The organism is Actinomadura verrucosospora, assembly GCF_039540335.1.
GTDB lineage: Bacteria > Actinomycetota > Actinomycetes > Streptosporangiales > Streptosporangiaceae > Spirillospora > Spirillospora verrucosospora.
Window position 1 is genome coordinate 1 of the sequence record NZ_BAABEV010000055.1, and the last position, 21,642, is coordinate 21,642.

General features: G+C 74.4%; 22 protein-coding genes and 1 pseudogene. 17 read left to right on the forward strand and 6 right to left on the reverse strand.

Annotated elements, in window-relative coordinates; translation table 11 throughout:
* Nucleotides 1–615 (reverse strand): annotated as a pseudogene (locus ABD944_RS37075) (DNA-directed RNA polymerase subunit beta); the annotation flags it as partial.
* 366 nt (nt 616–981) lie between these two features.
* Here ABD944_RS37075 and ABD944_RS37080 point away from each other — a divergent pair.
* The 4 genes from ABD944_RS37080 (at nt 982) to ABD944_RS37095 (ending at nt 4,059) form a co-directional block, all read left to right on the forward strand.
* Entirely contained in the window at nt 982–2,142 is a 1,161-nt protein-coding gene (locus ABD944_RS37080) for a sensor histidine kinase (protein WP_345185166.1), read from the forward strand.
* Nucleotides 2,130–2,792 carry a response regulator transcription factor gene (locus ABD944_RS37085; RefSeq protein ID WP_345185171.1) on the forward strand — a complete coding sequence of 221 codons (663 nt, stop codon included), beginning with the start codon at nt 2,130–2,132 and terminating at the stop codon, nt 2,790–2,792. The genes ABD944_RS37080 and ABD944_RS37085 overlap by 13 nt, the downstream gene beginning before the upstream one ends.
* A gap of 98 nt (nt 2,793–2,890) precedes the next feature.
* Entirely contained in the window at nt 2,891–3,493 is a 603-nt protein-coding gene (locus ABD944_RS37090; protein WP_345185173.1) for a TetR/AcrR family transcriptional regulator, read from the forward strand.
* A gap of 11 nt (nt 3,494–3,504) precedes the next feature.
* Nucleotides 3,505–4,059 carry a carboxymuconolactone decarboxylase family protein gene (locus ABD944_RS37095; RefSeq protein ID WP_345185175.1) on the forward strand — a complete coding sequence of 185 codons (555 nt, stop codon included), beginning with the start codon at nt 3,505–3,507 and terminating at the stop codon, nt 4,057–4,059.
* A gap of 9 nt (nt 4,060–4,068) precedes the next feature.
* Here ABD944_RS37095 and ABD944_RS37100 read toward each other — a convergent pair whose 3' ends face one another.
* Nucleotides 4,069–5,613 (reverse strand): MFS transporter, encoded by a 1,545-nt coding sequence (locus tag ABD944_RS37100; RefSeq protein ID WP_345185177.1) that lies wholly within the window; start codon nt 5,611–5,613, stop codon nt 4,069–4,071.
* A 184-nt stretch (nt 5,614–5,797) separates the two neighbouring features.
* Between ABD944_RS37100 and ABD944_RS37105 the strand changes: the two genes are divergently transcribed.
* Together ABD944_RS37105 and ABD944_RS37110 are read left to right on the forward strand one after the other, a co-directional pair.
* On the forward strand, nt 5,798–6,208 hold the full coding sequence (locus ABD944_RS37105; protein ID WP_345185322.1) for a YciI family protein: 411 nt from the start codon (nt 5,798–5,800) through the stop codon (nt 6,206–6,208).
* Nucleotides 6,205–7,482 carry an RNA polymerase sigma factor gene (locus tag ABD944_RS37110; RefSeq protein ID WP_345185181.1) on the forward strand — a complete coding sequence of 426 codons (1,278 nt, stop codon included), beginning with the start codon at nt 6,205–6,207 and terminating at the stop codon, nt 7,480–7,482. Before ABD944_RS37105 ends, ABD944_RS37110 begins: the two co-directional genes overlap by 4 nt.
* On the opposite strand, the gene ABD944_RS37115 is transcribed toward ABD944_RS37110, so the two are convergent.
* Nucleotides 7,479–7,931 carry a MarR family transcriptional regulator gene (locus ABD944_RS37115; RefSeq protein WP_345185184.1) on the reverse strand — a complete coding sequence of 151 codons (453 nt, stop codon included), beginning with the start codon at nt 7,929–7,931 and terminating at the stop codon, nt 7,479–7,481. The genes ABD944_RS37110 and ABD944_RS37115 overlap by 4 nt on opposite strands.
* A gap of 108 nt (nt 7,932–8,039) precedes the next feature.
* On the opposite strand from ABD944_RS37115, the gene ABD944_RS37120 reads away from it, so the two are divergent.
* Nucleotides 8,040–8,885 (forward strand): alpha/beta fold hydrolase, encoded by an 846-nt coding sequence (locus tag ABD944_RS37120; RefSeq protein ID WP_345185186.1) that lies wholly within the window; start codon nt 8,040–8,042, stop codon nt 8,883–8,885.
* Between the two features lie 24 nt (nt 8,886–8,909).
* On the opposite strand, the gene ABD944_RS37125 is transcribed toward ABD944_RS37120, so the two are convergent.
* Nucleotides 8,910–9,527: a TetR/AcrR family transcriptional regulator gene (locus ABD944_RS37125; protein ID WP_345185189.1), complete on the reverse strand. Its 618-nt coding sequence runs from the start codon at nt 9,525–9,527 to the stop codon at nt 8,910–8,912.
* 117 nt (nt 9,528–9,644) lie between these two features.
* Here ABD944_RS37125 and ABD944_RS37130 point away from each other — a divergent pair, with 117 nt between their 5' ends.
* The 8 genes from ABD944_RS37130 (at nt 9,645) to ABD944_RS37165 (ending at nt 16,642) form a co-directional block, all read left to right on the forward strand.
* Complete coding sequence (locus tag ABD944_RS37130) at nt 9,645–10,535, forward strand: Vgb family protein (protein ID WP_345185192.1); 891 nt, start codon at nt 9,645–9,647, stop codon at nt 10,533–10,535.
* Between the two features lie 63 nt (nt 10,536–10,598).
* Nucleotides 10,599–12,035, forward strand: coding sequence for an MFS transporter (locus ABD944_RS37135; protein ID WP_345185195.1), 1,437 nt, complete (start codon nt 10,599–10,601; stop codon nt 12,033–12,035).
* Nucleotides 12,036–12,044: 9 nt separating this feature from the next.
* Nucleotides 12,045–12,830 carry an RNA ligase family protein gene (locus tag ABD944_RS37140; protein WP_345185198.1) on the forward strand — a complete coding sequence of 262 codons (786 nt, stop codon included), beginning with the start codon at nt 12,045–12,047 and terminating at the stop codon, nt 12,828–12,830.
* Nucleotides 12,817–13,941: an AAA family ATPase gene (locus ABD944_RS37145; RefSeq protein ID WP_345185200.1), complete on the forward strand. Its 1,125-nt coding sequence runs from the start codon at nt 12,817–12,819 to the stop codon at nt 13,939–13,941. The genes ABD944_RS37140 and ABD944_RS37145 overlap by 14 nt, the downstream gene beginning before the upstream one ends.
* Before the next feature lie 132 nt (nt 13,942–14,073).
* Complete coding sequence (locus ABD944_RS37150; RefSeq protein ID WP_345185202.1) at nt 14,074–14,559, forward strand: phage holin family protein; 486 nt, start codon at nt 14,074–14,076, stop codon at nt 14,557–14,559.
* Nucleotides 14,556–14,966, forward strand: coding sequence for a DUF3618 domain-containing protein (locus tag ABD944_RS37155; RefSeq protein WP_345185204.1), 411 nt, complete (start codon nt 14,556–14,558; stop codon nt 14,964–14,966). Before ABD944_RS37150 ends, ABD944_RS37155 begins: the two co-directional genes overlap by 4 nt.
* A gap of 8 nt (nt 14,967–14,974) precedes the next feature.
* Nucleotides 14,975–15,991, forward strand: coding sequence for a YihY/virulence factor BrkB family protein (locus tag ABD944_RS37160; RefSeq protein ID WP_345185208.1), 1,017 nt, complete (start codon nt 14,975–14,977; stop codon nt 15,989–15,991).
* A gap of 81 nt (nt 15,992–16,072) precedes the next feature.
* Nucleotides 16,073–16,642 (forward strand): GNAT family N-acetyltransferase, encoded by a 570-nt coding sequence (locus ABD944_RS37165; RefSeq protein ID WP_345185210.1) that lies wholly within the window; start codon nt 16,073–16,075, stop codon nt 16,640–16,642.
* A gap of 22 nt (nt 16,643–16,664) precedes the next feature.
* Here the strand turns inward: ABD944_RS37165 and ABD944_RS37170 are convergent, their stop codons facing one another.
* On the reverse strand, nt 16,665–17,627 hold the full coding sequence (locus ABD944_RS37170) for a helix-turn-helix transcriptional regulator (RefSeq protein WP_345185212.1): 963 nt from the start codon (nt 17,625–17,627) through the stop codon (nt 16,665–16,667).
* A gap of 81 nt (nt 17,628–17,708) precedes the next feature.
* Here ABD944_RS37170 and ABD944_RS37175 point away from each other — a divergent pair, with 81 nt between their 5' ends.
* Both ABD944_RS37175 and ABD944_RS37180 read left to right on the forward strand, forming a co-directional pair.
* Nucleotides 17,709–18,473, forward strand: a complete 765-nt coding sequence (locus tag ABD944_RS37175; RefSeq protein ID WP_345185214.1) for an alpha/beta fold hydrolase — start codon at nt 17,709–17,711, stop codon at nt 18,471–18,473.
* Nucleotides 18,474–18,603: 130 nt separating this feature from the next.
* Nucleotides 18,604–19,644, forward strand: a complete 1,041-nt coding sequence (locus tag ABD944_RS37180; protein ID WP_345185221.1) for an alpha/beta hydrolase — start codon at nt 18,604–18,606, stop codon at nt 19,642–19,644.
* 96 nt (nt 19,645–19,740) lie between these two features.
* Here the strand turns inward: ABD944_RS37180 and ABD944_RS37185 are convergent, their stop codons facing one another.
* Nucleotides 19,741–21,579, reverse strand: a complete 1,839-nt coding sequence (locus ABD944_RS37185; protein WP_345185224.1) for a glycoside hydrolase family 3 protein — start codon at nt 21,577–21,579, stop codon at nt 19,741–19,743.
* Nucleotides 21,580–21,642: the final 63 nt, after the last annotated feature.

The window sequence follows — 21,642 nt, forward strand, 5'->3', positions numbered from 1 at the left end:
CACGTTGTCGCGCTTGTCGATCTCGAACTCAAGCCAGGCACCCCGACTCGGGATCACCCGGCACCCGTAGATGTCCTTGTCCGACGCCTTGTCCAGCGCCCGGTCGAAGTACACCCCCGGCGAACGCGTGAGCTGGGACGTCACCACCCGTTCCGTGCCGTTGGCGATGAACGTCCCCTTGGGGCTCATCAGCGGGAAGTCGCCCATGAACACCGTCTGGCTCTTGATCTCACCGGTGGTGTTGTTGATGAACTCCGCCGTGACGAACAACGGGGCGGAGTAGGTCATGTCCTTCTCCTTGCACTCCTCGACGGAGTACTTCGGAGGCTCGAACCGGTGGTCCCGGAACGACAGGGACATGGTCCCGGAGAAGTCCTCGATCGGACTGATCTCCTCGAAGATCTCCTCCAGCCCCGACTGCGTGGGAACGTCCCTGCGCCCGGCCTGGTGAGCCGCCTCGACCCGGGCCTTCCAGCGCTCGTTGCCGACCAGCCAGTCGAACGAGTTGGTCTGCAGGGCAAGGAGGTCCGGAACCTCGAGGGGCTCGTGGATGCGTGAAAAGGAGACGCGGCGGGGACCGGCGGGTACGGCGGAAGCGGTGCGCGAGGCTGCCAACAGGTGTGTCCTTCCGAGGGCTCGCGGCGGACTGGCGGCGCGCACGCCGGACGACTTCACGGCCGATACGGGAGGAGGGGACGTCGAGGCGAGCGCGGAAGGGCAGCATAGAGCAGAATGCAGACAGATGTCCACACCTACTTCAATTGTCAACCTCGATCCCGGGACCAGGATGACACGCTTCCCTCTCCCCCGTCAAGCCGCACACCGGAGAAGACCCATGAAAGGAACGTTCGGGTAGTTCGCGGTCAGAAGTACGCCTGCCACGCGGATGAAATTCCCGATGGGAGCCGGTCCGTCCACGGTACGGGCGGGCACCGACTTTGGTCGGTGTCGGCGCGCGGCCCCTGCCGCTAGCCTCGGCCCGTGAGCGAGACGTTCCACCAGGCGGGGCACGGCGCGCGGCGCCTGCTGTGGTCCGCGGCCTGCGTCGCCGCGGCGGCCGGCGCGCTGGGCGCGCTGACGCTGTGGGGCCGTTTCAGCGCGGACGTGACCGGCGCCGTCCTGACCCTCGACATCGCGGTCGCCCTGGCGAGCTGGCTGCTGTCACCGCTTCTGCTCTGGCGGCCGGTGGGCGTCGCCATGGCGCTGACCGTGCTCGCGGCGCTGTCCCCCACCGCCACCCCGGCGGCCAGCATCGGCGTGCTGCAGGTCGCGCAGCGGCGCCCGTTCCGGGTCGCGACGCTGGTCGGCGCGGCGGGAGTCGCGGCGCACGTCGCGCAGGGGCTGTGGCAGCCGAACCGGGGCATCTCCTTCGGCTGGTGGCTGCTGCTCATCGCCCTCGGCTACGGCGCGCTGGTCGGCTGGGGCGCGCTGGCGCGGGCGCGCCGGGAGCTGCTGGTGTCGCTGCGCGAGCGGGCCCGGCGCGCCGAGGCCGAGCAGGGCCGGCGGGTCGCCGAGGCGCGCATGGCCGAGCGGACCCGGATCGCCCGGGAGATGCACGACGTGCTCGCCCACCGGCTGTCGCTGCTGGCGACCTACGCGGGCGCGCTGGAGTACCGGCCGGACGCCCCGCCGGAGAAGCTGTCGCACGCGGCCGGGGTGGTCCGCGCCGGGGTGCACCAGGCGCTCGACGAGCTGCGCGAGGTCATCCTGCTGCTGCGCGCCGAGGACGCCGACGAGGAGGACCGGCCCCAGCCCGTCCTGCGGGACGTGCCCCGGCTGGTGGAGGAGTCCCGAGACGCGGGCGGGCGGGTGGAGCTGCGCGACGAGACGGTCGGCGCGTCCGCCCTTCCGGCGGCGGCCGGGCGCACCGCGTACCGGATCGTGCAGGAGGGGCTGACCAACGCCCGCAAGCACGCCGCGGGACGTCCCGTCCGGGTGGTGCTGGAGGGGCGGCCCGGGGCCCGGCTCGTGGTCGACATCCGCAACCCGCTGCCCGAGGACGGCGCGGGGCCGCTCGCACCCGGCAGCGGGACGGGCCTGGTGGGACTGACCGAGCGGGTGCGCCTGGCGGGCGGGCGGCTCGACCACCAGGCCGCCGAGGGCGAGTTCCGGCTGCGCGCCTGGCTACCATGGCCCGCGTGACCCGTCCCCTGCGCGTCCTGATCGTGGACGACGACGCCCTCGTCCGCGCCGGTCTGTCGATGATGCTGGACGGGACGGGCGGCATCGCCGTCGCGGGCGAGGCCGCCGACGGCGACGAGGTGCCCGCGGCCACCGACGCGCACGCCCCCGACGTCGTGCTGATGGACCTGCGGATGCCGCGCGTGGACGGCATCACCGCGACCCGCAGGCTGCGGGCCCGCCCGAGCCCCCCGGAGGTCATCGTGCTGACGACCTTCGACTCCGACGAGAACATCCTGCACGCGCTGCGCGCGGGCGCCAGCGGGTTCCTGCTGAAGGACACCCCGCCGGACCAGATCGTCCACGCCGTGCGGCAGGTCGCCGCCGGCAACCCGATCCTGTCGCCGCGCGTCACCCGGCGCCTCATGGACCGCGCCGCGGTCGAGGCCGGCGCCTACCAGCGCGCCCGCGCGGCGCTCGCCCGGCTGAGCCCCCGCGAGAACGACGTGGTCCTGGCGATCGCCCGCGGTCGCTCCAACGCCGACATCGCCGCCGAGCTGTTCATGAGCGTGGCCACGGTCAAGGCGCACGTCTCCAGCGTCCTGACCAAGCTCGACCTGGACAACCGCACCCAGATCGCTCTGCTGGCCCACGACGCCGGCCTCGCCTGACCGGCTCGCCCGCTCACCTTCGCACCGTCCCCCCTTGCGCGCCGCCGCAGCCGCATGCCAATCTTGGAACGATCATTCCAAGTTGGGGAGGCGGACCGGTGCCGGACGTCAAGCACTTCGATCCCGACGCCGTCCTGGACCGGGCGGTGCGGCTGTTCTGGCGTCGCGGCGCCGCCGCGACGGGCATCGCCGAGGTGGTGGCCGAGACCGGCGTCAACCGGTCGAGCCTGTACGCGACGTTCGGCGGCAAGCGGGACCTGTACGTGGCGGCGCTGCGCCGCTACACCGAGCGGCAGTCGCGCCCGGTGTTCGACCGGCTCGCCGCCGACGGGCGGGGTTTGCCGGGCATCGCCGCGTTCTTCGACGGGCTCGTCGCCGCGCGGTGCTCCGGCGAGCACGCCCGCTGGGGCTGCATGGTCTCCAACGCCCACGCCGCGCAGGACGGGGACGACCCCGACGAGCGGGAGGTGCTCGACGCCCACCATGAGGCACTGTGCACCGCCATGCGCTCCGCCCTTCTCGCAGCCCGCGAGCACGGGCAGCTGCGCGACGACGTGGACGTGGGATCCGCCGCGCAGATGCTGGCGCTGCTGGCCTACGGGGTGAACCTGCGCTCTCGCGCCGGGGCCGGCCCCGGCGAGCTGGCGGACACCGTGGACGCCGCCCTGCGCTCCCTCTCCCCCGCACCTGACCAGCCGTGAAGGAGACGACGATGGCCGAGTTCAGCGTCTACGACGAGACCGACGCTCCCGCCGACGCCCGCCCGCAACTGGAGGCCGCCAAGAAGCGGATGGGGTTCGTCACCACGCTCAACGGGGTGATGGCCGAGTCGCCGGAGCTGCTCGCCGGCTACAACGCCCTGTCGGAGCAGTTCATGAAGTCGTCGCTGCCGGGCCACGCCAAGCACACCGTGCTGATCACCGCCAGCGTGCTGAACGGCTGCGAGTACTGCGTGGCCGCGCACTCCACGGTGGCGCTGCGGGCCCGCGTCCCCGCCGAGGTGGTGGAGGCGCTGCGTGCGGGGCGGGCCCTGGACGATCCCGCGCTGGAGGCCGTCCGCCGCCTCACCGGAGCCATGGTCACACGGCGCGGCTGGGTGGACGACGCGGACGTCGAGGCGTTCCTGGCCGCCGGCCACACCCGCCGCCACGTCCTGGACGTCGTCCTCGGCGTCGGCATGAAGACCCTGTCCAACTACACCAACCACATCGCCCACACGCCGCTCGACCCGGCCTGGAAGGAGCAGGAGTGGACGGCTCCCTCCTGACGGAGCCGCTCACACCGCGGCGGTCCGGGCCCCGGCTTCCCCGGACGCCGTCTCCGCGGCCGGCGCGGGCTTCGCGACCGCGCCGCTGCGGGCCGACGCCGCCACGAGCACGGCGAGCACGACGAAGATCGCGGCGGCGATGGCGCCGGTGAGGTGCAGGCCGGCGGTGAACGCGGCGCGGGCCCCGTCCAGCAGCTCCTCGGCCCGCGCGGGCGGCAGGTGGCCGCCGGCGGCGACGGCGCCGGCCAGGGTGCGGGCCGCGGCCCCGCCGACGTGGTCCATCCGGGCCTGGTAGACGGAGGCGCCGATCACGCCGATGACCGCCAGGCCCAGCGATCCGCCGAGGTAGTTGCCGGTCTCCGACATCGACGCCGCCGAACCCGCGCGTTCGGGCGGGACGGACCCGACCACCAGGCCGGTGCCCAGCGCGAACAGCGGGCCGGTGCCGAGGGCCAGGACGGTGATGCCGGCGATGACGGCCGCGGCCCCGTCCGACACCGTCAGCGGGAGGCAGCCCACCGCCGACACCGCCAGTCCGGAGGCGATCGCGGTGGCCGGGCGGATCCGCCTGGCCAGTGCGGGCGCCGCCATCGTCCCCACCGCGACGCCCAGCCCCATCGGCGCGAACAGCACGGCCGAGGCCAGCGGCGAACGGCCCAGCACGTCCTGCAGGTACTGGGTCACCATCAGGCCCGTCCCCGCCATGGCGACGCCCGCGAGCACCAGCGATACCAGGACGGCGCTGAGCGGGCGGCTGCGCAGCAGCCGCAGGTCCAGCAGGGGGTGTTCGAGCCGGAGCTGGCGCCGGACGAACACGGCGCCGGCGACCGCTCCGCCGGCGAGCGCGGCGGCGGGGACGGCGCCGCGGCCGTCGGCGAGCGTCAGCTGCTTCAACCCGTAGACCATCGGCAGCACGGCGGCCAGGGAGAGCCCGACGCTGAGCGGGTCGACGCGCCGTCCGGCCGACCGGTCCCGGAACTCCGGCAGCAGGAACGGCCCGGCCGCCAGCAGCAGCGCCATGACCGGGACCGCGACCAGGAACACCGATCCCCACCAGAAGCGCTGGAGCAGCAGCCCGGCCAGCACCGGGCCGAAGGCCCCGCCCGCGAACTGGCAGGTGGCCCAGATCGCGATGGCCTTCCCGCGCTCGCGCTCGTCGCGGAAGATGTTGGTGATCAGCGCCAGCGTCGAGGGCATCAGCGTCGCGCCCGCCACGCCCAGCAGCGCCCGGGCGGCGATCAGCGTGCCCGGGCTGGGGGCGTAGGCGGCGACGGCCGACAGGACGGCGAACGCGGCGGCGCCGGCGAACAGCAGGCGGCGGCGTCCGATCCGGTCGCCCAGGGTCCCCATGGTGATGACGAAGCCGGCGACCATGAAGCCGTAGGCGTCGCTGATCCACAGCTGCTCGGTGCCGCCGGCCCCCAGGTCGGTGCTCAGCTGCGGCAGCGCCAGCAGCAGCGCCGTCATGTCCATCGCCATCACCAGGGACGGCAGCGCGAGGACGGCCAGCGCGAGCCACCGGCGCGTCCCGGCGTCCTGCCCGTTGTGCTCCATGTCGTTCTTCCTCTTCGGAGTGGGATCACGTGTCACGGGGTGATCGGAGCGGGCGCGCGGTTCTCGACATCGGTCCGCGGGAAAAAACTGGGAAGGTGTGTCGAAGGCGGCTGAACGGCTCCGACGTCTCCCCTGCGAGGCGCCGCCGGGGCGCCGGGGCGGAGGGGAGACCACCGTGAAGTACATGCTCATGCTGTACGCGTCGCAGCGGGCCTACGACGAGATGGCGGGCAACGTGCCCGAGGGCGAGGCCGTCTGGTCCGCCGAGGAACTGGCCGGGATGCACGCGTTCATGGAGAGGTTCAACCAGGACCTGGTCGAGTCCGGGGAGTTCGTGGACGCCCAGGGGCTGGCCGCGCCCGTCCACACCCGTCGCTTCCACATGAAGGACGGGGCCCCGGCCGTGACCGACGGCCCCTACCCCGAGACCGCCGAGGTCCTCGCCGGATACACCGTCATCGAGTGCGACGGTTTCGACCGCGCCTCACAGATCGCCGCACGGCTCGCGCAGTGCCCCGGCCCGCGGGCGGCACGGGAGCGGGCGTACGTGGACCTGCGGCCGATCGTCGACGGGCGCGCCGACCTGGAACCGTGACCGCGCCGCCGGAGGAGGCCTGGGACCTGCTGCGCCCGCTAGCGCCGCAGGTCCTCGGCGCGCTGGTGCGCCGGTACGGGCACTTCGACGCCGCAGAGGACGCCGTCCAGGAGGCGCTGGCCGCCGCCGCCTCGCAGTGGCCGGAGCAGGGGCTTCCCGCCGACCCGCGCGCCTGGCTGATCACGGTGGCGTCCCGCCGGCTGACCGACCTGCTGCGCGCCGAGCGGGCCCGCCGGCGACGGGAGGACGCCCTGGCCGCGTGGACGCCGCGGGACGCCTGGCTCGCTCCCGGCGCCGACCGTCCGCCGCAGGACGGCGACGACACCTTGATCCTGCTGTTCATGTGCTGCCATCCGGTACTGGCGCCGGACCTGCAGATCGCGCTCACGCTCCGCTCGGTCGGCGGGCTGACGACGGCCGAGATCGCCCGCGCGTTCTTCGTCCCCGAGGCGACCATGGGGCAGCGCATCAGCCGCGCGAAGCGGCGCGTCCGCGACAGCCGCGTCCCCTTCCGGATGCCCGGCGCGGACGAGCGGCCGGCCCGGGTCGCCGCCGTCCTGCGCGTCCTCTACCTGGTCTTCACCGAGGGGTACGCCAGCACGGCCGGGCCGCACCTGTACCGGGGCGAGCTGGCGACCGAGGCGATCCGGCTGGCCAGGATCGTGCACCGGCTGCTGCCCGGCGACGCCGAGGCGACCGGTCTGCTCGCGCTCATGCTGCTCACCGACGCGCGCCGTCCCGCTCGGACGGGTCCGGGCGGGGTCCTGGTCCCGCTCGCCGAGCAGGACCGGAGCGCGTGGAACGCCGAGTACATCGCCGAGGGGGTGGAGCTGCTGTCGGCGGCGCTGCCGCACGGGCCCGCCGGCCCCTACCAGGTGCAGGCCGCGATCGCCGCGCTCCACGACGAGGCCGCCACCGCGCGGGACACCGACTGGCCGCAGATCGCCGCCCTCTACGGGGTGCTGATGGAGCTGTCGCCCAACCCGATGGCGGCGCTCAACCACGCCGTGGCGGTCGCGATGGCTCGCGGGCCGGCCGCCGGGCTCGCCCTGCTGGAGGGGCTGCGGGACGACGCGCGGATCGCCGGGCACCACCGCCTGCACGCCGTCCGCGCCCACCTGCTGGAGATGTCCGGCGACGCCGCCGCCGCGCGGGCGTGCTACCTGGCGGCGGCCGAGCGCACCCACAGCCTTCCCGAGCAGCGCTACCTCCATGGCCGCGCCGCCCGCCTGGCGCGGATGGCCGCGGCGCCCGAGCGTCCGGCGGGCCGCTAGCCGCGCAGGCGGGTGACCGCCTGCGGGGTCAGGTGCCGCGCGAGCTCTTCGAGCAGGCCGACGATCTCGGCGACCCGGTACGGGTCGTCGGTGTCCAGGGCCGCCGCGAGGGCGGCGTCGACGGTGCTGGACCGGACCTCCTCCACTCTGGCGGAGGGCTTCGGGGCGGGGCGGACGCGGACCCGGCGGCGGTCGTCGGGATCGGGCTCGGTGACGACGGCGCCCGTGTCGCGAAGCCGGGCGACCGCCGCCGACACCGCGCTCTGCGGAAGGCCGGTCCGGTCGGCGATCTCTCCGACGGCGCTGCCGGGGTGCGCGCGCACGTCGCTCACGACGATCAGGACGGTCCGGACGCTGGTGGAGTGCCGGCCGATGCCCTCGGTGGGCAGGGCCTCCTCGCCGATCTTCATCAGGGTCCGTCCCAGCAGGAAAAGCTCGACTCCGTCCATGCCGCCAACTTACATCAGATTTGATGCATCAGACTTGATGTATCAAATTTGATGCTTTACGGTCGTCTCGGACGGGCGGAACCGCCCCCCGACCGAGAGGACCTTGCGATGGACACCGCCACGACCCCGACGACCGCGGGCATGCTCCGGACCGACGGCGCCGAGCTCTACTACGAGGTGCGCGGCACCGGTCCGATGCTGCTGATCTCCCAGAGCGGCGAGGGGGACGCCGGGCGCAGCACGGACCTGGTCGACCGGCTCGTCGCCGACCACACCGTGGTGACCTACGACCGCCGCGGCCTGTCCCGCAGCGTGCCGGACGACCCCGCCGCCGGGGTGAGCCTGGCCGCCCACGCCGACGACGTCCACCGCCTGCTGGCCGAACTGTCGGACGAGCCGGTGCTCATGCTGGGGTGCAGCCTCGGCGCCTCCATCGGGCTCCACCTGGCCGCCGACCACCCCGGCCAGATCAGCGTGCTCGTCGCCCACGAGCCGGTCACCCCGCGGCTGCTGCCCGCCGACCAGCGCGCCCGCCACGAGCGGGAACTGGCCCACATCCAGCGCGTCCACCGGCGCGACGGGCTCGCCGCCACGTTCGCGGCGATCGCCGGCGTGCTGGGCATCGACCCCGCCAGCCCCGACGTCGAGCCCGGCCTCACCCGGCACCCCATGACGCCCCAGCGAGCGCGCAACTTCGACTTCTTCGTCGAGCACGACTTCACCGCCGTCATCAACGACACCCTCGACGTCGCCGCGCTCACCGGGACCCCGACCCGGATCGTTCCGGCCTTCGGGCGGACCACCCCGCGCACGGTCTTCGACAGCAGGTGCGCCTTCGCGCTGGCCGACCTCGTCGGCACCGCGCCCCGGGAGTTCCCGGGCGGCCACAACGGCAACACCACCCACCCCCGCGCCTACGCCGCCGCTCTGCGCGCCGCCCTCAGCGCCCCTTGATCTCCCGCTCCGGCCCGGCCGCGGTCACGGGCTCGGCGCGGCCGTGAGGGCGCCGGCGCGGGCGGCGGCGTCCGCGGACGCGGCGGCCCGGTCGGCCGTCCGCTCGTCGACCGGCTCCCCGGTGATGAACAGCCGGTAGTAGAGGGGGGCGACGGCGAGCCGGACGACCTCGACCGCGTCCGTGCCCGCGGGGACCTCGCCGCGCTCGACGGCGCGCCGGACGATGACGGCGGACTGCTCATGGCGCCGGGCGAAGAACGCGTGCAGGGATCGGGCGGCGTCGCCGCTCTGGGCCGCGGCCAGCACGAAGGCGCGCGCGACGGGGCCCTCGACGGGATCGGCGAAGCCGGCCGCGACGAGCCGGGCGAGGGCGCGCAGGTCGCCCGCGAGGGTGCCGGTGTCGGGGATCGGCCACGGTTCGGCGGAGGCGATCCCGAGGGCGTCGGCGATGAGGCCGTCGGCGTTCTTCCACCGCCGGTAGACGGTGGTCTTGTGGACCCCGGAGCGGGCCGCCGCCGCTTCGACGGTGAGCCCCTGGTAGCCGTGCTCGGACAGCACGGCGAGGGTCGCCTCCCGGACGGCGTCGCGCACCCGCGCGGTGCGGCCGCCGGGGCGGACGGTCCCGGGCCCGGCGGCGGTCACCGCGCGGTCCTGCGGTTCCTGCTGTTGTCCATGCAACCGATGCTAACGCAACAATGATTGCGTTAACTTTGTCCTCGGGCGGAAACAGCAGTGGAGGGACGAGGGGGGACGAGATCCATGACAGAGGGTTCGCACGCCACGATCGAGGAGTTCAGGGTGTCCGGCCCGGACGCGGGGCCTTACAGCGTCGCCGCCGGGCCGGACGGGGCGTTGTGGTGCACGCTCGTCCACGAGGGCCGGATCGCGCGGCTGGCGCCGGACGGGGGCCTGACCGTGCACGGGCCCGTCCCCGCCGGACCGATGATCATCACGGCGGGCCCGGACGGCGCGCTGTGGTTCACCGCGTTCCACGGCGACGCGATCGGCCGGATCACCCCCGAGGGCGAGGTCGCGCGGTTCGCCCTGCCCGCGGGGTCGGGGCCGTGCGGGATCGCGGCCGGGCCGGACGGCGCCCTGTGGTTCACCCGCATGCACGCCGGCGACGTCGGCCGGATCACCGTGGACGGCCAGGTCAGCGCCTTTCCGGTGCCGGGAGAGGGCGCGATGCCCTCGATGATCGCGGCGGGTCCCGACGAGGCCCTGTGGTTCACCCTCAACCAGGGCAACGCCGTCGGGCGGATCGCGCCGGACGGGGAGGTCGCCGTCCATCCCCTGCCCACCGAGGGCTCCGCGCCGGTCGGCATCACCGCCGGGCCGGACGGCGCGCTGTGGTTCACCGGCATCGGCGCCGGGCACATCGGGCGGATCACCACCGACGGGAAGGTGACCGAGTTCCCGCTGCCCGACCGGGAAGCCCGCCCGCACGCCATCGTCGCCGGGCCCGGCGGGGACCTGTGGTTCACCGAGTGGGCCACCGCCCACGTCGGCCGCATCAGCCCCGACGGCCGCATCGACGAGCACCCGCTGCCGACGCCCGGATGCGAGCCGCACGGCATCGCGGTCGGACCGGACGGCGCCCTGTGGGTGGCGCTGGAGATCGGCGCGCTCGCCCGCGTCGCCGTCGCCTGACCCGCCGCCGCGGGCCGGACGGTTCGATCCCCGCCGAAGCGTCCGGGGGCGACCGTGGGCGGCATGGGTTCCCCAACGCACGCCACCGAGCCCCCCGCCGCCCCGCCGACCGGCCCCGCGTCCCGGCGCGGGGCGGTGCTCGCGATCCTGTGCGCCGGGATGTTCCTGGTGCTGCTGGACGTGACGATCGTCAACGTCGCGCTCCCCGGCATCGGCCGGGCGCTCGGCACCGGCCTGCCCGGCCTGCAGGGCGTCGTGGACGGCTACGCGGTCGCGATCGCGGGGCTGCTGCTGGGCGGTGGTGCCCTCGGCGACCGGGTCGGGCACCGCCGGACGACGCTCACCGGGTTCGCGCTGTTCGGGCTGGCGTCGCTGGCCTGCGGGGCCGCACCCGGCGCCGGCCCGCTCATCGCCGCGCGCGTCGCGCAGGGGGCGGGCGCCGCGCTGCTGCTGCCCGGCAGCCTCGCCCTGATCACCGCCCACTATCCCGGACGGGCCGAGCAGGCGCGGGCCCTCGGGGTGTGGGCCGGAATCTCCTCCACGGCGCTGCCGGCCGGGCCGCTGCTGGGCGGGCTGCTGGTCGACACGATCGGCTGGCGCTGGATCTTCCTGCTGAACGCGCCGATCGCCGCGGCGGCGATCGGCGGGGTCCGCGCGCTGGTGCGCGAGCCCCGCCGTGCCCGGCCGGGCGCGGCCCCGGACCGGGCGGGGATGGTGCTCGCGCCGCTCACCCTCGGCGGCCTGGTCTGGACGGTCATCGCCGCGGGCCACGGCCACCGGGACGGCGCCGCCGCCACCGCCGTCCTCACGCTGGCCGCCGGGACGGCGTTCGTCCTGGCCGAGCGGCGCGCGGCCGCGCCGATGGTCCCGGGCGGGCTGCTGCGGGCCCCGGCGTTCCTCGGCGCCGGCGCCATCGCGCTCATCATGAACCTGGTCACCAACGGGGTGCTGTTCGTGGCGACGCTGCGGCTCCAGCAGGCCGGGGACCGCTCCGCGCTGGTCGCCGGGGCGATGCTGCTGCCGATGGCCGTGCCGCTGGCGGTGCTGGCCCCGGTGAGCGGGCGCCTCACCGCCCGGTTCGGACCGCGGGTGCCGCTCGCCGCGGGCGCCGCCGTGGCCGCGGCCGGATCCCTGTCGCTGCTCGGCCCCGGTCCCGGCGGGGGCTACGCGGCGCTGCTCCCGGCGCTGCTCGGCATCGGGATCGGGGACGGCCTGATCGTCACCGCGGTGGTCGCCGCCGCGATGCGCGCCGTGCCCCCGGCGCACGCCGGGCTGGCCGGCGGGTTCAACAACACCGCCCGGCAGGTCGGGACGGCGCTCGGCGTGGCCGTCTACGGGGCGGTCGCCGGTCCGGCGCTCCACCCGGATTTCGCCGCCGGCCTGCACGTGCTGGCCTGGGCGAGCGTGGCGCTGTGGCTGTCCGCGCTGGCCCTCGTCCGCGTCGTCCCGGCCCGCGGGCGGACGGAAAACCGGTTGGCAGGACCGGCGGTCCAGCCCTAGAACAGTCGCATGCTGCGCAAGTACCCCCGGACCCGGCACATCGCGGGCTCCCGGCTCCAACCGGGCGACCACGACCTGGCCGCCGTGCCGTTCCGGGCGATCGCCGGGCGGTACCTGGTGGTGGAGGAGAAGCTCGACGGCGCCAACGCCGGCATCAGCTTCTCCTCCGGCGGCGAGCTGCGGCTGCAGAGCCGCGGCCACTACCTGACGGGCGGGCCGCGCGAGCGCCAGTTCGGGCCGCTGAAGGCGTGGGCGGCGTCGGTCCAGCACGTCCTCCGCGAGCGCCTGCAGGACCGGTACGTCCTGTACGGGGAATGGCTGTACGCCAAGCACACGGTCTTCTACGACGCGCTCCCCCACTACTTCTGCGAGTTCGACGTCCTCGACCAGACCGACGGGACGTTCCTGTCGACCGAGCGGCGCCGCGAGCTGCTCGCCGGGACGCCGGTGGTGTCGGTGCCCGTCCTGCACGAGGGCCCGCTGCCGGACGTGGCCGCGCTGACGAAACTGGCCGGCCCCTCCACCTGCCGCACCCCGCAGTGGCGGGACGCGTTGCGCGCGGCGGCCGAGGCCGGCGGCGCCGACCCCGCCCGCGTCGTCGAGGAGACCGACGCCTCCGAGGAGATGGAGGGCCTCTACATCAAGGTGGAGGAGGACGGGAACACGGTGGACCGCTACAAGTGGGTCCGGCCGAGCTTCCTGACCGCGATCCTCGATTCGGGCACCCACTGGCAGGAGCGGCCGATCGTCGCCAACGGCCTGGCCGACCCGGAGGTGCTGTATGCGGGTGTTTGAGGAACTGTGCCCGGCACCGCCGCACTGGACCGTCCCGTGGGAGCGGATCCGGGACGCCTTCGGCTGGGTGCGCGACATGGCGGGCGTTCCCCAGGACGCCGTCTACCACGGTGAAGGCGACGTCGAGACCCACACCCGGATGGCGTGCGAAGCGCTGGCGGCGCTGCCGCAGTGGCGCGCCCGCCCGGCGCGGGAGCGGGTCCGCCTGTTCACCGCCGTGCTGATGCACGACATCGCCAAGCCGCACTGCACCGCCCTGGACGACGACGGGCGCATCACCGCGCGGGGCCACTCGCGCCGCGGCGACCTGATGGTGCGGCGCATCCTGTGGGAACTGGGCGCGCCGGTCGCCTGGCGCGAGCACGTGGCGGCGCTGATCCGCCACCACCAGGTGCCGTTCTGGGCCCTGGAGCGCCCCGACCTGCGGCAGATCGCGTTCCGCGTCAGCCTGCTGGCCCGCAACGACGACCTGGTCCTGCTGGCGTCCGCCGACATCCTCGGCCGGATCTGCCCCGACACCGAGGAGCTCCTGGAGAACGTCGCCCTGTACGGGGAGTACTGCGCCGAGCAGGACTGCCTGGACGGGCCGCGCGCGTTCCCCTCCGACCACGCGCGGTTCTGGTTCTTCCGCAAGCCCGACCGCGACCCCGGCTACGCCGCCTACGACGACACGCGCTGCACCGTGACCGTCCTGTCGGGGCTGCCGGGCGTCGGCAAGGACCACTGGATCGCCGCGCACCGGCCGGATGTGCCCGTGGTCAGCCTCGACCGGCTCCGCGCCGAGATGGGCGTCGACCCGGCAGGCGACCAGCGTGCCGTGGCGTCCGCCGCCCATGAGCAGGCCCGCGACCACCTGCGCGCCGGGCGGTCGTTCGTGTGGAACGCCACCAACGTGTCCCGCCAGCAGCGCGAGCTGTGCACCGGCCTCGTCGCCGGGTACCGGGGCCGGGTCGAGATCGTCGCGCTGGAGGCGCCGCCGCGGGTCCTGCGGGGCCGCAACCGGGAGCGTCCCTCGCCCGTCCCGGACGCGGTGATCGACCGGCTCGTGCGGCGGTGGGAGACCCCCGACCCGACCGAGGCGCACCGGGTCGACTGGCTCAGCACGGCCTGAGCCGCCCGGCGGAGCCGTCCGGCCCGCCCGGGCCCCGCCCGGTCACCGCGTGTCGGGCTACCGCCACGTTTAGCCCATGCGCACGGGGAACGCCCTTTTCCAGGTTTCGAAACATGGAGGGGGCCTGGAGGCATGAGCATCGTGCGGCAGCAACACGGCGACGGCCAGGCCGGGACGACGGGCGTGCACCGGCAGGACGTCGGGCGCGCACCGGAGTTCCGGGCCGAGCACCACGAGGCGGGCACGGGCGAGCTGGTCCGGCAGGCCGCCCAGCAGGTCTCGGACCTGATGCGGGCCGAGATGCGCCTGGCCGTGGCCGAACTGAAGGACAAGGGCCGCCACGCCGGCACCGGAGCCGGCCTGTTCGGCGGCGCCGGGCTGGTGGCGCTCTACGGGGTGGCGGTCCTGCTCGCGGCGGTCGTGGCCGCGATCGCGGTGGCGCTGCCGGTGTGGGCGGCCGCCCTGATCGTCGGCGCGGTGCTGCTGGCGGTGGCGGGCGTCCTGGCGCTGATGGGCCGGGCGCAGACCAGGCGGGCCACCCCGGCCAAGCCCGAGCAGGCCATGGACGAGGCCAAGCTGGCCGTGGCCGAACTGAAGGAGAGGGCGACGCACCGATGACGATGCAGGGCAAGCACGGCGCCGAGGCGGGCACCGAGGAACTGCGTCAGGAGGTCGACCGGGCGCGGCACGAGCTCGGTGAGACGGTGGAGCAGCTCGCGGCCAAGGCCGACGTGAAGGCCATGGCGCGGGAGAAGGTCGGGCAGGCCCGCGAGAGGGCGCGCGACACGGCGGCGTCCGCGTGGGAGGCCGCGAGTTCGGAGGAGGGCAAGGCGAGGGCGCGCCAGGGCGGCGTCGTCATCGCGTCGGCCGGGGCGGTCGCGCTGGGCGCGGTCTGGCTGCGCCGCCGCCGCACCTCGCGGAGCAGGCCCCAGCTGCGGCTGGGACGCGGTCGCAAGGCGCCGGTGCAGGTGCGGATGCGCACCGGCCAGAAGCGCGCCGTCACGGTACACCGCACCCGCCGGTGAGGACGCACATGAGCAAACGGCCCGAAGCGCCCACCGACCTGCCCGCGCGGTCGTGGTGGCAGACGCTCAAGCGCACCCTCGGCGAGTTCCAGAAGGACAACCTCTCGGACTGGGCCGCCGCGCTCACCTACTACTCCATCCTGTCGATCTTCCCGGCGATCCTGGTGGTGGTGTCGCTGGTGGGCCTGGCCGGCCAGTCGGCCACCGACAGCCTGGTCCAGAACGTCGGGAGCCTGGCGCCGGGCGCCGTCCGGGACCTGCTCGTCAACTCGATCAGGCAGCTGGAGGGGGGCGCCGGAGGAGCGGGCGTCGTCGCGGTGCTGAGCCTCGCGGCCGCCGTGTGGTCGGCGTCGGGCTACGTCGGGGCGTTCATGCGCGCCTCCAACGCCGTCTACGACGTCCCCGAGGGCCGCCCGTTCTGGAAGACGGTGCCGCTGCGCATCGGGGTCACGTTGCTGACGCTGGTGCTGCTGTCGGCGTCGGTGATCGCGGTGGTGGTGTCCGGGCCGCTGGCTCGCAAGGCCGGCGACATGCTCGGGGTCGGCTCGCAGGCGGTCACCGTCTGGGGCATCGCCAAGTGGCCGATCCTGGTGGTGGTGGTCGGCTTCCTGTTCTCGCTGCTGTACTGGGCCTCCCCGAACGCCAAGCGTGGTTTCCGCTGGGTCACGCCGGGCAGCGCGCTGGCGATCCTGCTGTGGCTGGTGGCCTCGGGGCTGTTCGCGCTGTACGTGGCGAACTTCGCCTCCTACAACAAGACCTACGGCAGCCTCGCCGCGATCATCATCTTCCTGGTGTGGCTGTGGATCACGAACCTGGCGATCCTGCTGGGCGCCGAGCTGGACGCCGAACTCGAACGCAGCCGCGCCATCGCCGGCGGGCAGCCCCCCAAGGAGGAGCCGTACGTCGAGTTCCGCGACACCCGCGCGTTCGACGAGGAGGAGCGCCGCGAGAACGGCGTCGAGGACGGTGCCGAGGGCGGCGCCGAGAACGAAGCCGACGACCGGCACGGGGCGCACCGGCTGTAGGCCGCGGGACGGCGGGACGGGCGTGCGCTACCGGGGAATTACGGGTCGCACAAGACCGAACCCCCTGAATAGGATCATCGCATGCTCCGTCCCGCCTACCCGATCGAGACAGAGCGGCTGACCCTGCGGCCGTTCCGCGAAACCGACCTGGAGGGCCTGTACGCCTACCAGTCCCTGCCCGAGGTCGCGCGCTTCCTGTACTGGGAACCCCGCTCCCTGGAGGAGTCGCGGTCGTTCCTGAAGCAGAAGATGAGCGCCTCCACCGTGGAGAAGGAAGGCGACTGGCTGGTCCTGGCGGTGGAGTGGCGCGAGACGGGCGAGCTGATCGGCGAGGTCAACCTCCAGTGGCGCAGCCGCGAGCATCGGCAGGGCGAGATCGGCTACATCTTCAACCCCGCCTACCACGGCAAGGGGTTCGCCACCGAGGCCGCCGAGGTGGTGCTGCGGCTGGGCTTCGAGGGGCTCGACCTGCACCGCGTCTGCGGGCGGCTGGACGGCCGCAACGCCGCGTCCGCCCGCGTTCTGGAGCGCCTCGGGATGCGCCGTGAGGCGCACCTGGTGCAGAACGAGATCGTGAAGGGCGAGTGGAGCGACGAGGTCGTCTACGCGATGCTCCGCCGCGAGTGGGACGCCCGCGCCGGCAGGTCCTGACCGGCCCCCGCCGGGGCGGCGGTCACCGCCCGGCCTGCTCTTCCAGGGACCGGGCCAGGTCGCGGACATGGCCGCGCAGTTCCTCGGGCCGCCGGATGACGAACGGGAAGCCGAGCCCCGCCAGCATGCGCGCCATCCCGTCCAGGCGTTCGGCGCGCGTGGTCATCACCACTCCCCCGGCGGCCTCGGTCAGCGTCGCCGTCGTGGCGGGGATCCGGCGCCGCGCCTCGCCGAGGGTCGTCTCCAGCAGCACCTCGACCTCGTGGGCGTAGGGCACGCGCGCCAGTGACCGGGTGACGTGCTGGACCGGGTCGAGGTCGTCGGGGGGCTCGAAGCGGGCGGTGCCGGGCTCGGCGGCGGCGACGCGGTCGACGCGGAACGTGCGGATCTCCCCGCTGCGGTGGTCGTGGCCGGTGACGTACCAGCGTCCGGAGTGGAAGACCAGGCCGTAGGGGTCGAGGTCGCGCTCGGTCTCGGCGCCCTGCCAGGACCGGTAGCGCATGCGGACCCGGCGCTTCTCCCGCGCCGCCGCCGCGAGCGTCAGGACGGCGCCGGTGTCGGGCGCGGCGGAGTCCCGGGCGGCGAGGGTGAACCCGAGCGTGTCCCGCAGCGCCTGGACGCGGTCGCGCAGGGTCGCGGGCAGGACGCGCTGCACCTTGGCGAGCGCGCTCTCGGTGGCCTGGCCGGGCAGCCCCACCCGCCGTCCGGCCAGCAGCCCCAGCACCACGGCGGTGGCCTCGTCGTCGGTGAGCATGAGCGGCGGCAGCTTGTAGCCGGGCATGAGCCGGTAGCCGCCGTACCGGCCGCGCTCGGCGACGACCGGGACGCCGAGATCGTCCAGGCGGGCGGCGTAGCGGCGGACGGTCCGCTCGTCCACGCCGAGCCGCCGCGCCAGTTCCGTCCCGCTCATGCGGGGGTTGGCCTGCAGCAGTTCCAGCATGGCCAGGACGCGGGTCGTCGGATGGGACGGCGCGGGGTGTGGCACGGGTCACTCGCTCAATCCGGGCGGTTCTTGTCCGGTATCGACCCTAGCGTGGGATCACATCCACCGAGAGGACGGCTGAACATGGCAGCTGGCAAGGCGACGTTCGTACTGGTCCCGGGGCACTGGCTCGGCGCCTGGGCGTGGGACGAGGTGGCGGCGGACCTGCGGGCCGCGGGCCACGAGGTGCGCGCGGTGACGCCGGCCGGGCAGGCCGAGCGGGCCGCCGAAGCCGCGCCCGGGACCGACGTCGGCGGGCAGGTCGACGACCTGGTGCGGCTCATCGAGGACGACGATCTGACCGGGGTCGTGCTCGTCGCGCACAGCGGCGCGAACATGGCGGTCACCGGCGCGGCCGACCGGATCCCCGAGCGCATCGCCCGGGTCGTCTACGTCGACACCGGCCCCATGCCGTCCGGCCTGGCCGGCATCGACTTCCACGACCCCGCCTCGCGCGCGGAACTGGAGAAGGCCGTCGCCGAGCGCGGCGACGGCTGGAAGCTCCCGGTGCCGGCGTTCGATCCGGAGCAGGATCCGGCCAACCTCGCGGGCCTGACCGGCGAGCACCTGGCCGCGATGCGCGAGCGCGGGACGCCCCAGCCGTTCGGCACCGTGACGCAGGCGCTCACCCGCCCCGACCCGGTGCCGGCCACGCCTCGCACGCTCATCGCCTCCACGATCCCGCTGGCCGCGGTCAAGCAGATGGGCGAGGGCGGCCACCCGGTCTTCTCGATGATGACCGGGCCCGGCTGGACCTACCACGAGCTGCCGACCGGGCACTGGCCGATGTTCTCCCGGCCCCGCGATCTGGCCGCGCTGCTGGCCGGGGCCGCCGCCGACGGGGCCTGAATCACTCACTTCTCCACAGCCGCGCCGGGAAATCTTGTAACCCGCCCGCGTAGATCATTTCGGCCGGGGCGAGGACACTCTGCGGAAGTCGCGCGGCCGCGGGGGTCGGGCCTGATCCGCGAGGTGAGCCTTGCACACGACACCGACCGTCCGCCGCCGACCGCACCGGGTGGCCTGGCGGCGCTCGCTGGCCTCCGGGGCGATCACGGTCGTCCTGGCGGCCGGCCTCGGCGCGGTCGGCGCCGGCCCCGCCCAGGCGCTCGCGGGGCCCGTCCGGGCGGACGACGGGGCGCGCATCACCGCGGAGAAGAAGATCGCCTCCCGAGAGGTCGACGTCGCCATCGACTCCCCCGCCCTCGGCAGGGCGGTCAAGACCCGCATCCTGCTGCCGAAGAACTGGACGCGGAACTCGACGGCGACGTGGCCGGTGCTGTACGCCTACCACGGCGGCCAGGACGACTACACCTCCTGGACGCGCAACACCGACATCGAGGCGTGGGCGGCCAAGTACGACGTCATCGTCGTCATGCCGGAGGGCGACAACGGCTCGTACACCGACTGGTACAACTACGGCAAGGGCGGGACGCCCAAGTGGGAGACGTTCCACACCGCCGAGGTGCGCCAGCTGATGGAGCGCAATTACCACGTGGGCGCGCTGCGCGCGGTGATCGGCAACTCCTCCGGCGGCGCCGGGGCGATGTCCTACGCGGCGCGGCACCCGGGGATGTTCAAGTACGCGGCGTCGCTGAGCGGGATCCTGTCGATGCGCTCGATCGGGATGCCGGCGCTGCTGATGTTCACCAACGCGGGCAACGGCCAGGACCCGTTCGCGATCTGGGGCGTCCCGTGGTCCGACGACGCCAACTGGGCGGCGCACGACCCGTACTCGCTGGCGCCCAAGCTGCGCGGCACCGGCCTGTTCTTCTCCGCGGGCACGACCGGGCGCCCCGGCCCCGGCGACCCCGACGTGGCGCCGTGGGACATCGGCCTGCTCAGCGAGATCGCGGTCGGCGCGAACAACCGGGACTTCCAGAAGCGCCTGGACCAGCTGAACATCCCCTACACCGCCCACATCTACGGCGACGGCCGGCACAACTGGCCGGCGTGGGTGCGGGAGGCGAGCGCGGTGTGGCCGACGCTGATGAAGTCGATCGGCGCGCGCAAGGTGTGACGCGGGCGCCCCTTGGAACGAACCCGGCCCGGTTCCGGTGCGGCTGCGGCTGCCGCCTCGGAACCGGGCCGCCGCGCGTGCGGCCCGGTCCGGGGGTCAGTAGCCCAGGCCGTGCCCGAACGGGTAGAGGACGGTGCCCGGCTCGTCGCGGGCGGGGACGGCGACGGGCAGCCGCCCGCGCGGGTCGAGCTCGCCGAACAGGACCTTGGCGGCCGACCGCAGCGCCTCGGCGGTGTAGGAGTAGGTCGCCAGGTAGGTCGTGACCTCGGGGAACCAGGCGATGTCGTAGGGGTCGCGGACGGCGACGACGACGACCGGTCTGCCGGTGGCGAGGAGCGCCTTGACGAGGTCGCTCTGCCCGGGCCCGTTGTGGCCGGGCTCCTGCTTGACGTCCCAGGCGCGGTTGGTGACGGCGACGACCAGGTCCTGGTCCCGAGCGGCGGCCACGGCCTCGTCGATCTGGGCCTGGCCGGGGCTGAGGCCGGTCTGCCGGATGGTGGTGACGGCGCCGCGGCGGGCGATCTCGGTGCCGAGGGACGCGGTGGTGGACACGCCCCATCCGGTGACCAGGACCTTGCGTCCGCCGGGGCGCAGGGGCAGGATGCCGGCGCCGTTCTTGACCAGGGTGGTGGTGCGGTCGGCGGCGCGCTGCGCGGCGGCCAGGTGCTCGGGGGTCCCGACGACCTGGCCGATCCTCGACTCGTCGGCGTAGGGGTCGCGGAACAGGCCGCGCCGCCGCTTGAGCTCCAGCACCCGGTAGACCGACTCGTCGATGCGCTTCTCGGTCAGCTCGCCGGACTTGACGGCGTTGACGACGGCGGCGAGCTGGCGGGGGAACACGCCGTTGCCCTGCGCGTCGGCGGGCGGCTTCAGCAGGACGTCCACGCCGGCCTTCAGGGCCAGGACGGGGATGTTCTCGTCGCCGTACTTGTCGCGGACGCCCTGCATGTCCAGGGCGTCGGTCACGACCACGCCGCGGTAGTGGAGGCGGTCGCGCAGGATGCCGGTGAGGATGGGCCGCGAGAGGGTGGCGGGGTCGCCGGAGGGGTCCAGCGACGGCACGACGATGTGCGCGGTCATGATGGAGTCGACGCGCTGCTTGATCGCGGCGCGGAACGGGGGCAGGTCGAGCCGCTCCCATTCGGCGCGCGTGTGGTCGATGTGCGGGACGCCGGTGTGGCTGTCGGTGGTGGTGTCGCCGTGCCCGGGGAAGTGCTTGACGGTCGGGGTGACTCCGCCGGCCCGGTAGCCGCCGATCTGCGCGGTCACCATGTCCGACACCAGGGCGGGGTCGGAGCCGAAGGACCGGACGCCGATGACGGGGTTGGCCGGGTTGACGTTGACGTCGGCGTCGGGCGCGTAGTCCTGGTTGACACCGACGGCGCGCAGTTCGCTCCCGGTGATGCGGGCGAGCGCGCGGGCGTCGCCGGTGCTGCGCCCGGCGGCCAGGGCCATGCTGCCGGGCGACTGCGTCGCGGGCGGCTGGACGCGCGCGACGATGCCGCCCTCCTGGTCGATGGCGATCGTGGCGGGGACGCGCAGCGGCTGCGCCGCGGCGGCGCGCTGGATGCCGTTGGAGAACGCGGCGAGCTGCTTCGGGTCGGTGACGTTGTCGCCGTAGTAGATGAAGCCGCCGGGGTGGTAGCGGGCGACGACCTGCGCGGCGTTGTCGACCCCGTACAGCCTGCGGTTGGCGGCGACGTCGGCGGGTTCCGCCGTGGTGGCGCTCTTGCCGTAGACCTGCAGGACGAACAGCTGCGCGGCCTTGTCCTGCAGCGACATCGACCGCAGGATCCGCATCAGCCGCGGATCCTTGCCGGCGTGCGGCGCGGCCTGCGCGGCGGACGCGTCCACGCCGCCGAGGCCGGTCACCGCGACGGCTCCGGCCGCGAGGCCGGCGAGCCACCGGCGGCGGCGCGTGCGGGGACGGTACATGACGGCTCCCTCCCGCCCCCGAGCTGGCTGATGATCAAGGTTCCTCCCGGCACGGTAACCGCG

What these genes read in the sequence shown, in the direction of transcription:
- ABD944_RS37145 (WP_345185200.1), top strand. Translation starts at nt 12,817, where the DNA reads ATGCGGGTGTTTGAGGAACTGTGCCCGGCACCGCCGCACTGGACCGTC.
- ABD944_RS37185 (WP_345185224.1), bottom strand. Translation starts at nt 21,579, where the DNA reads ATGTACCGTCCCCGCACGCGCCGCCGCCGGTGGCTCGCCGGCCTCGCG.
- ABD944_RS37105 (WP_345185322.1), top strand. Translation starts at nt 5,798, where the DNA reads ATGCTCATGCTGTACGCGTCGCAGCGGGCCTACGACGAGATGGCGGGC.
- ABD944_RS37130 (WP_345185192.1), top strand. Translation starts at nt 9,645, where the DNA reads ATGACAGAGGGTTCGCACGCCACGATCGAGGAGTTCAGGGTGTCCGGC.
- ABD944_RS37175 (WP_345185214.1), top strand. Translation starts at nt 17,709, where the DNA reads ATGGCAGCTGGCAAGGCGACGTTCGTACTGGTCCCGGGGCACTGGCTC.
- ABD944_RS37160 (WP_345185208.1), top strand. Translation starts at nt 14,975, where the DNA reads ATGAGCAAACGGCCCGAAGCGCCCACCGACCTGCCCGCGCGGTCGTGG.
- ABD944_RS37140 (WP_345185198.1), top strand. Translation starts at nt 12,045, where the DNA reads ATGCTGCGCAAGTACCCCCGGACCCGGCACATCGCGGGCTCCCGGCTC.
- ABD944_RS37155 (WP_345185204.1), top strand. Translation starts at nt 14,556, where the DNA reads ATGACGATGCAGGGCAAGCACGGCGCCGAGGCGGGCACCGAGGAACTG.
- ABD944_RS37150 (WP_345185202.1), top strand. Translation starts at nt 14,074, where the DNA reads ATGAGCATCGTGCGGCAGCAACACGGCGACGGCCAGGCCGGGACGACG.
- ABD944_RS37115 (WP_345185184.1), bottom strand. Translation starts at nt 7,931, where the DNA reads ATGGACGGAGTCGAGCTTTTCCTGCTGGGACGGACCCTGATGAAGATC.
- ABD944_RS37135 (WP_345185195.1), top strand. Translation starts at nt 10,599, where the DNA reads ATGGGTTCCCCAACGCACGCCACCGAGCCCCCCGCCGCCCCGCCGACC.
- ABD944_RS37085 (WP_345185171.1), top strand. Translation starts at nt 2,130, where the DNA reads ATGGCCCGCGTGACCCGTCCCCTGCGCGTCCTGATCGTGGACGACGAC.
- ABD944_RS37120 (WP_345185186.1), top strand. Translation starts at nt 8,040, where the DNA reads ATGGACACCGCCACGACCCCGACGACCGCGGGCATGCTCCGGACCGAC.
- ABD944_RS37100 (WP_345185177.1), bottom strand. Translation starts at nt 5,613, where the DNA reads ATGGAGCACAACGGGCAGGACGCCGGGACGCGCCGGTGGCTCGCGCTG.
- ABD944_RS37095 (WP_345185175.1), top strand. Translation starts at nt 3,505, where the DNA reads ATGGCCGAGTTCAGCGTCTACGACGAGACCGACGCTCCCGCCGACGCC.
- ABD944_RS37165 (WP_345185210.1), top strand. Translation starts at nt 16,073, where the DNA reads ATGCTCCGTCCCGCCTACCCGATCGAGACAGAGCGGCTGACCCTGCGG.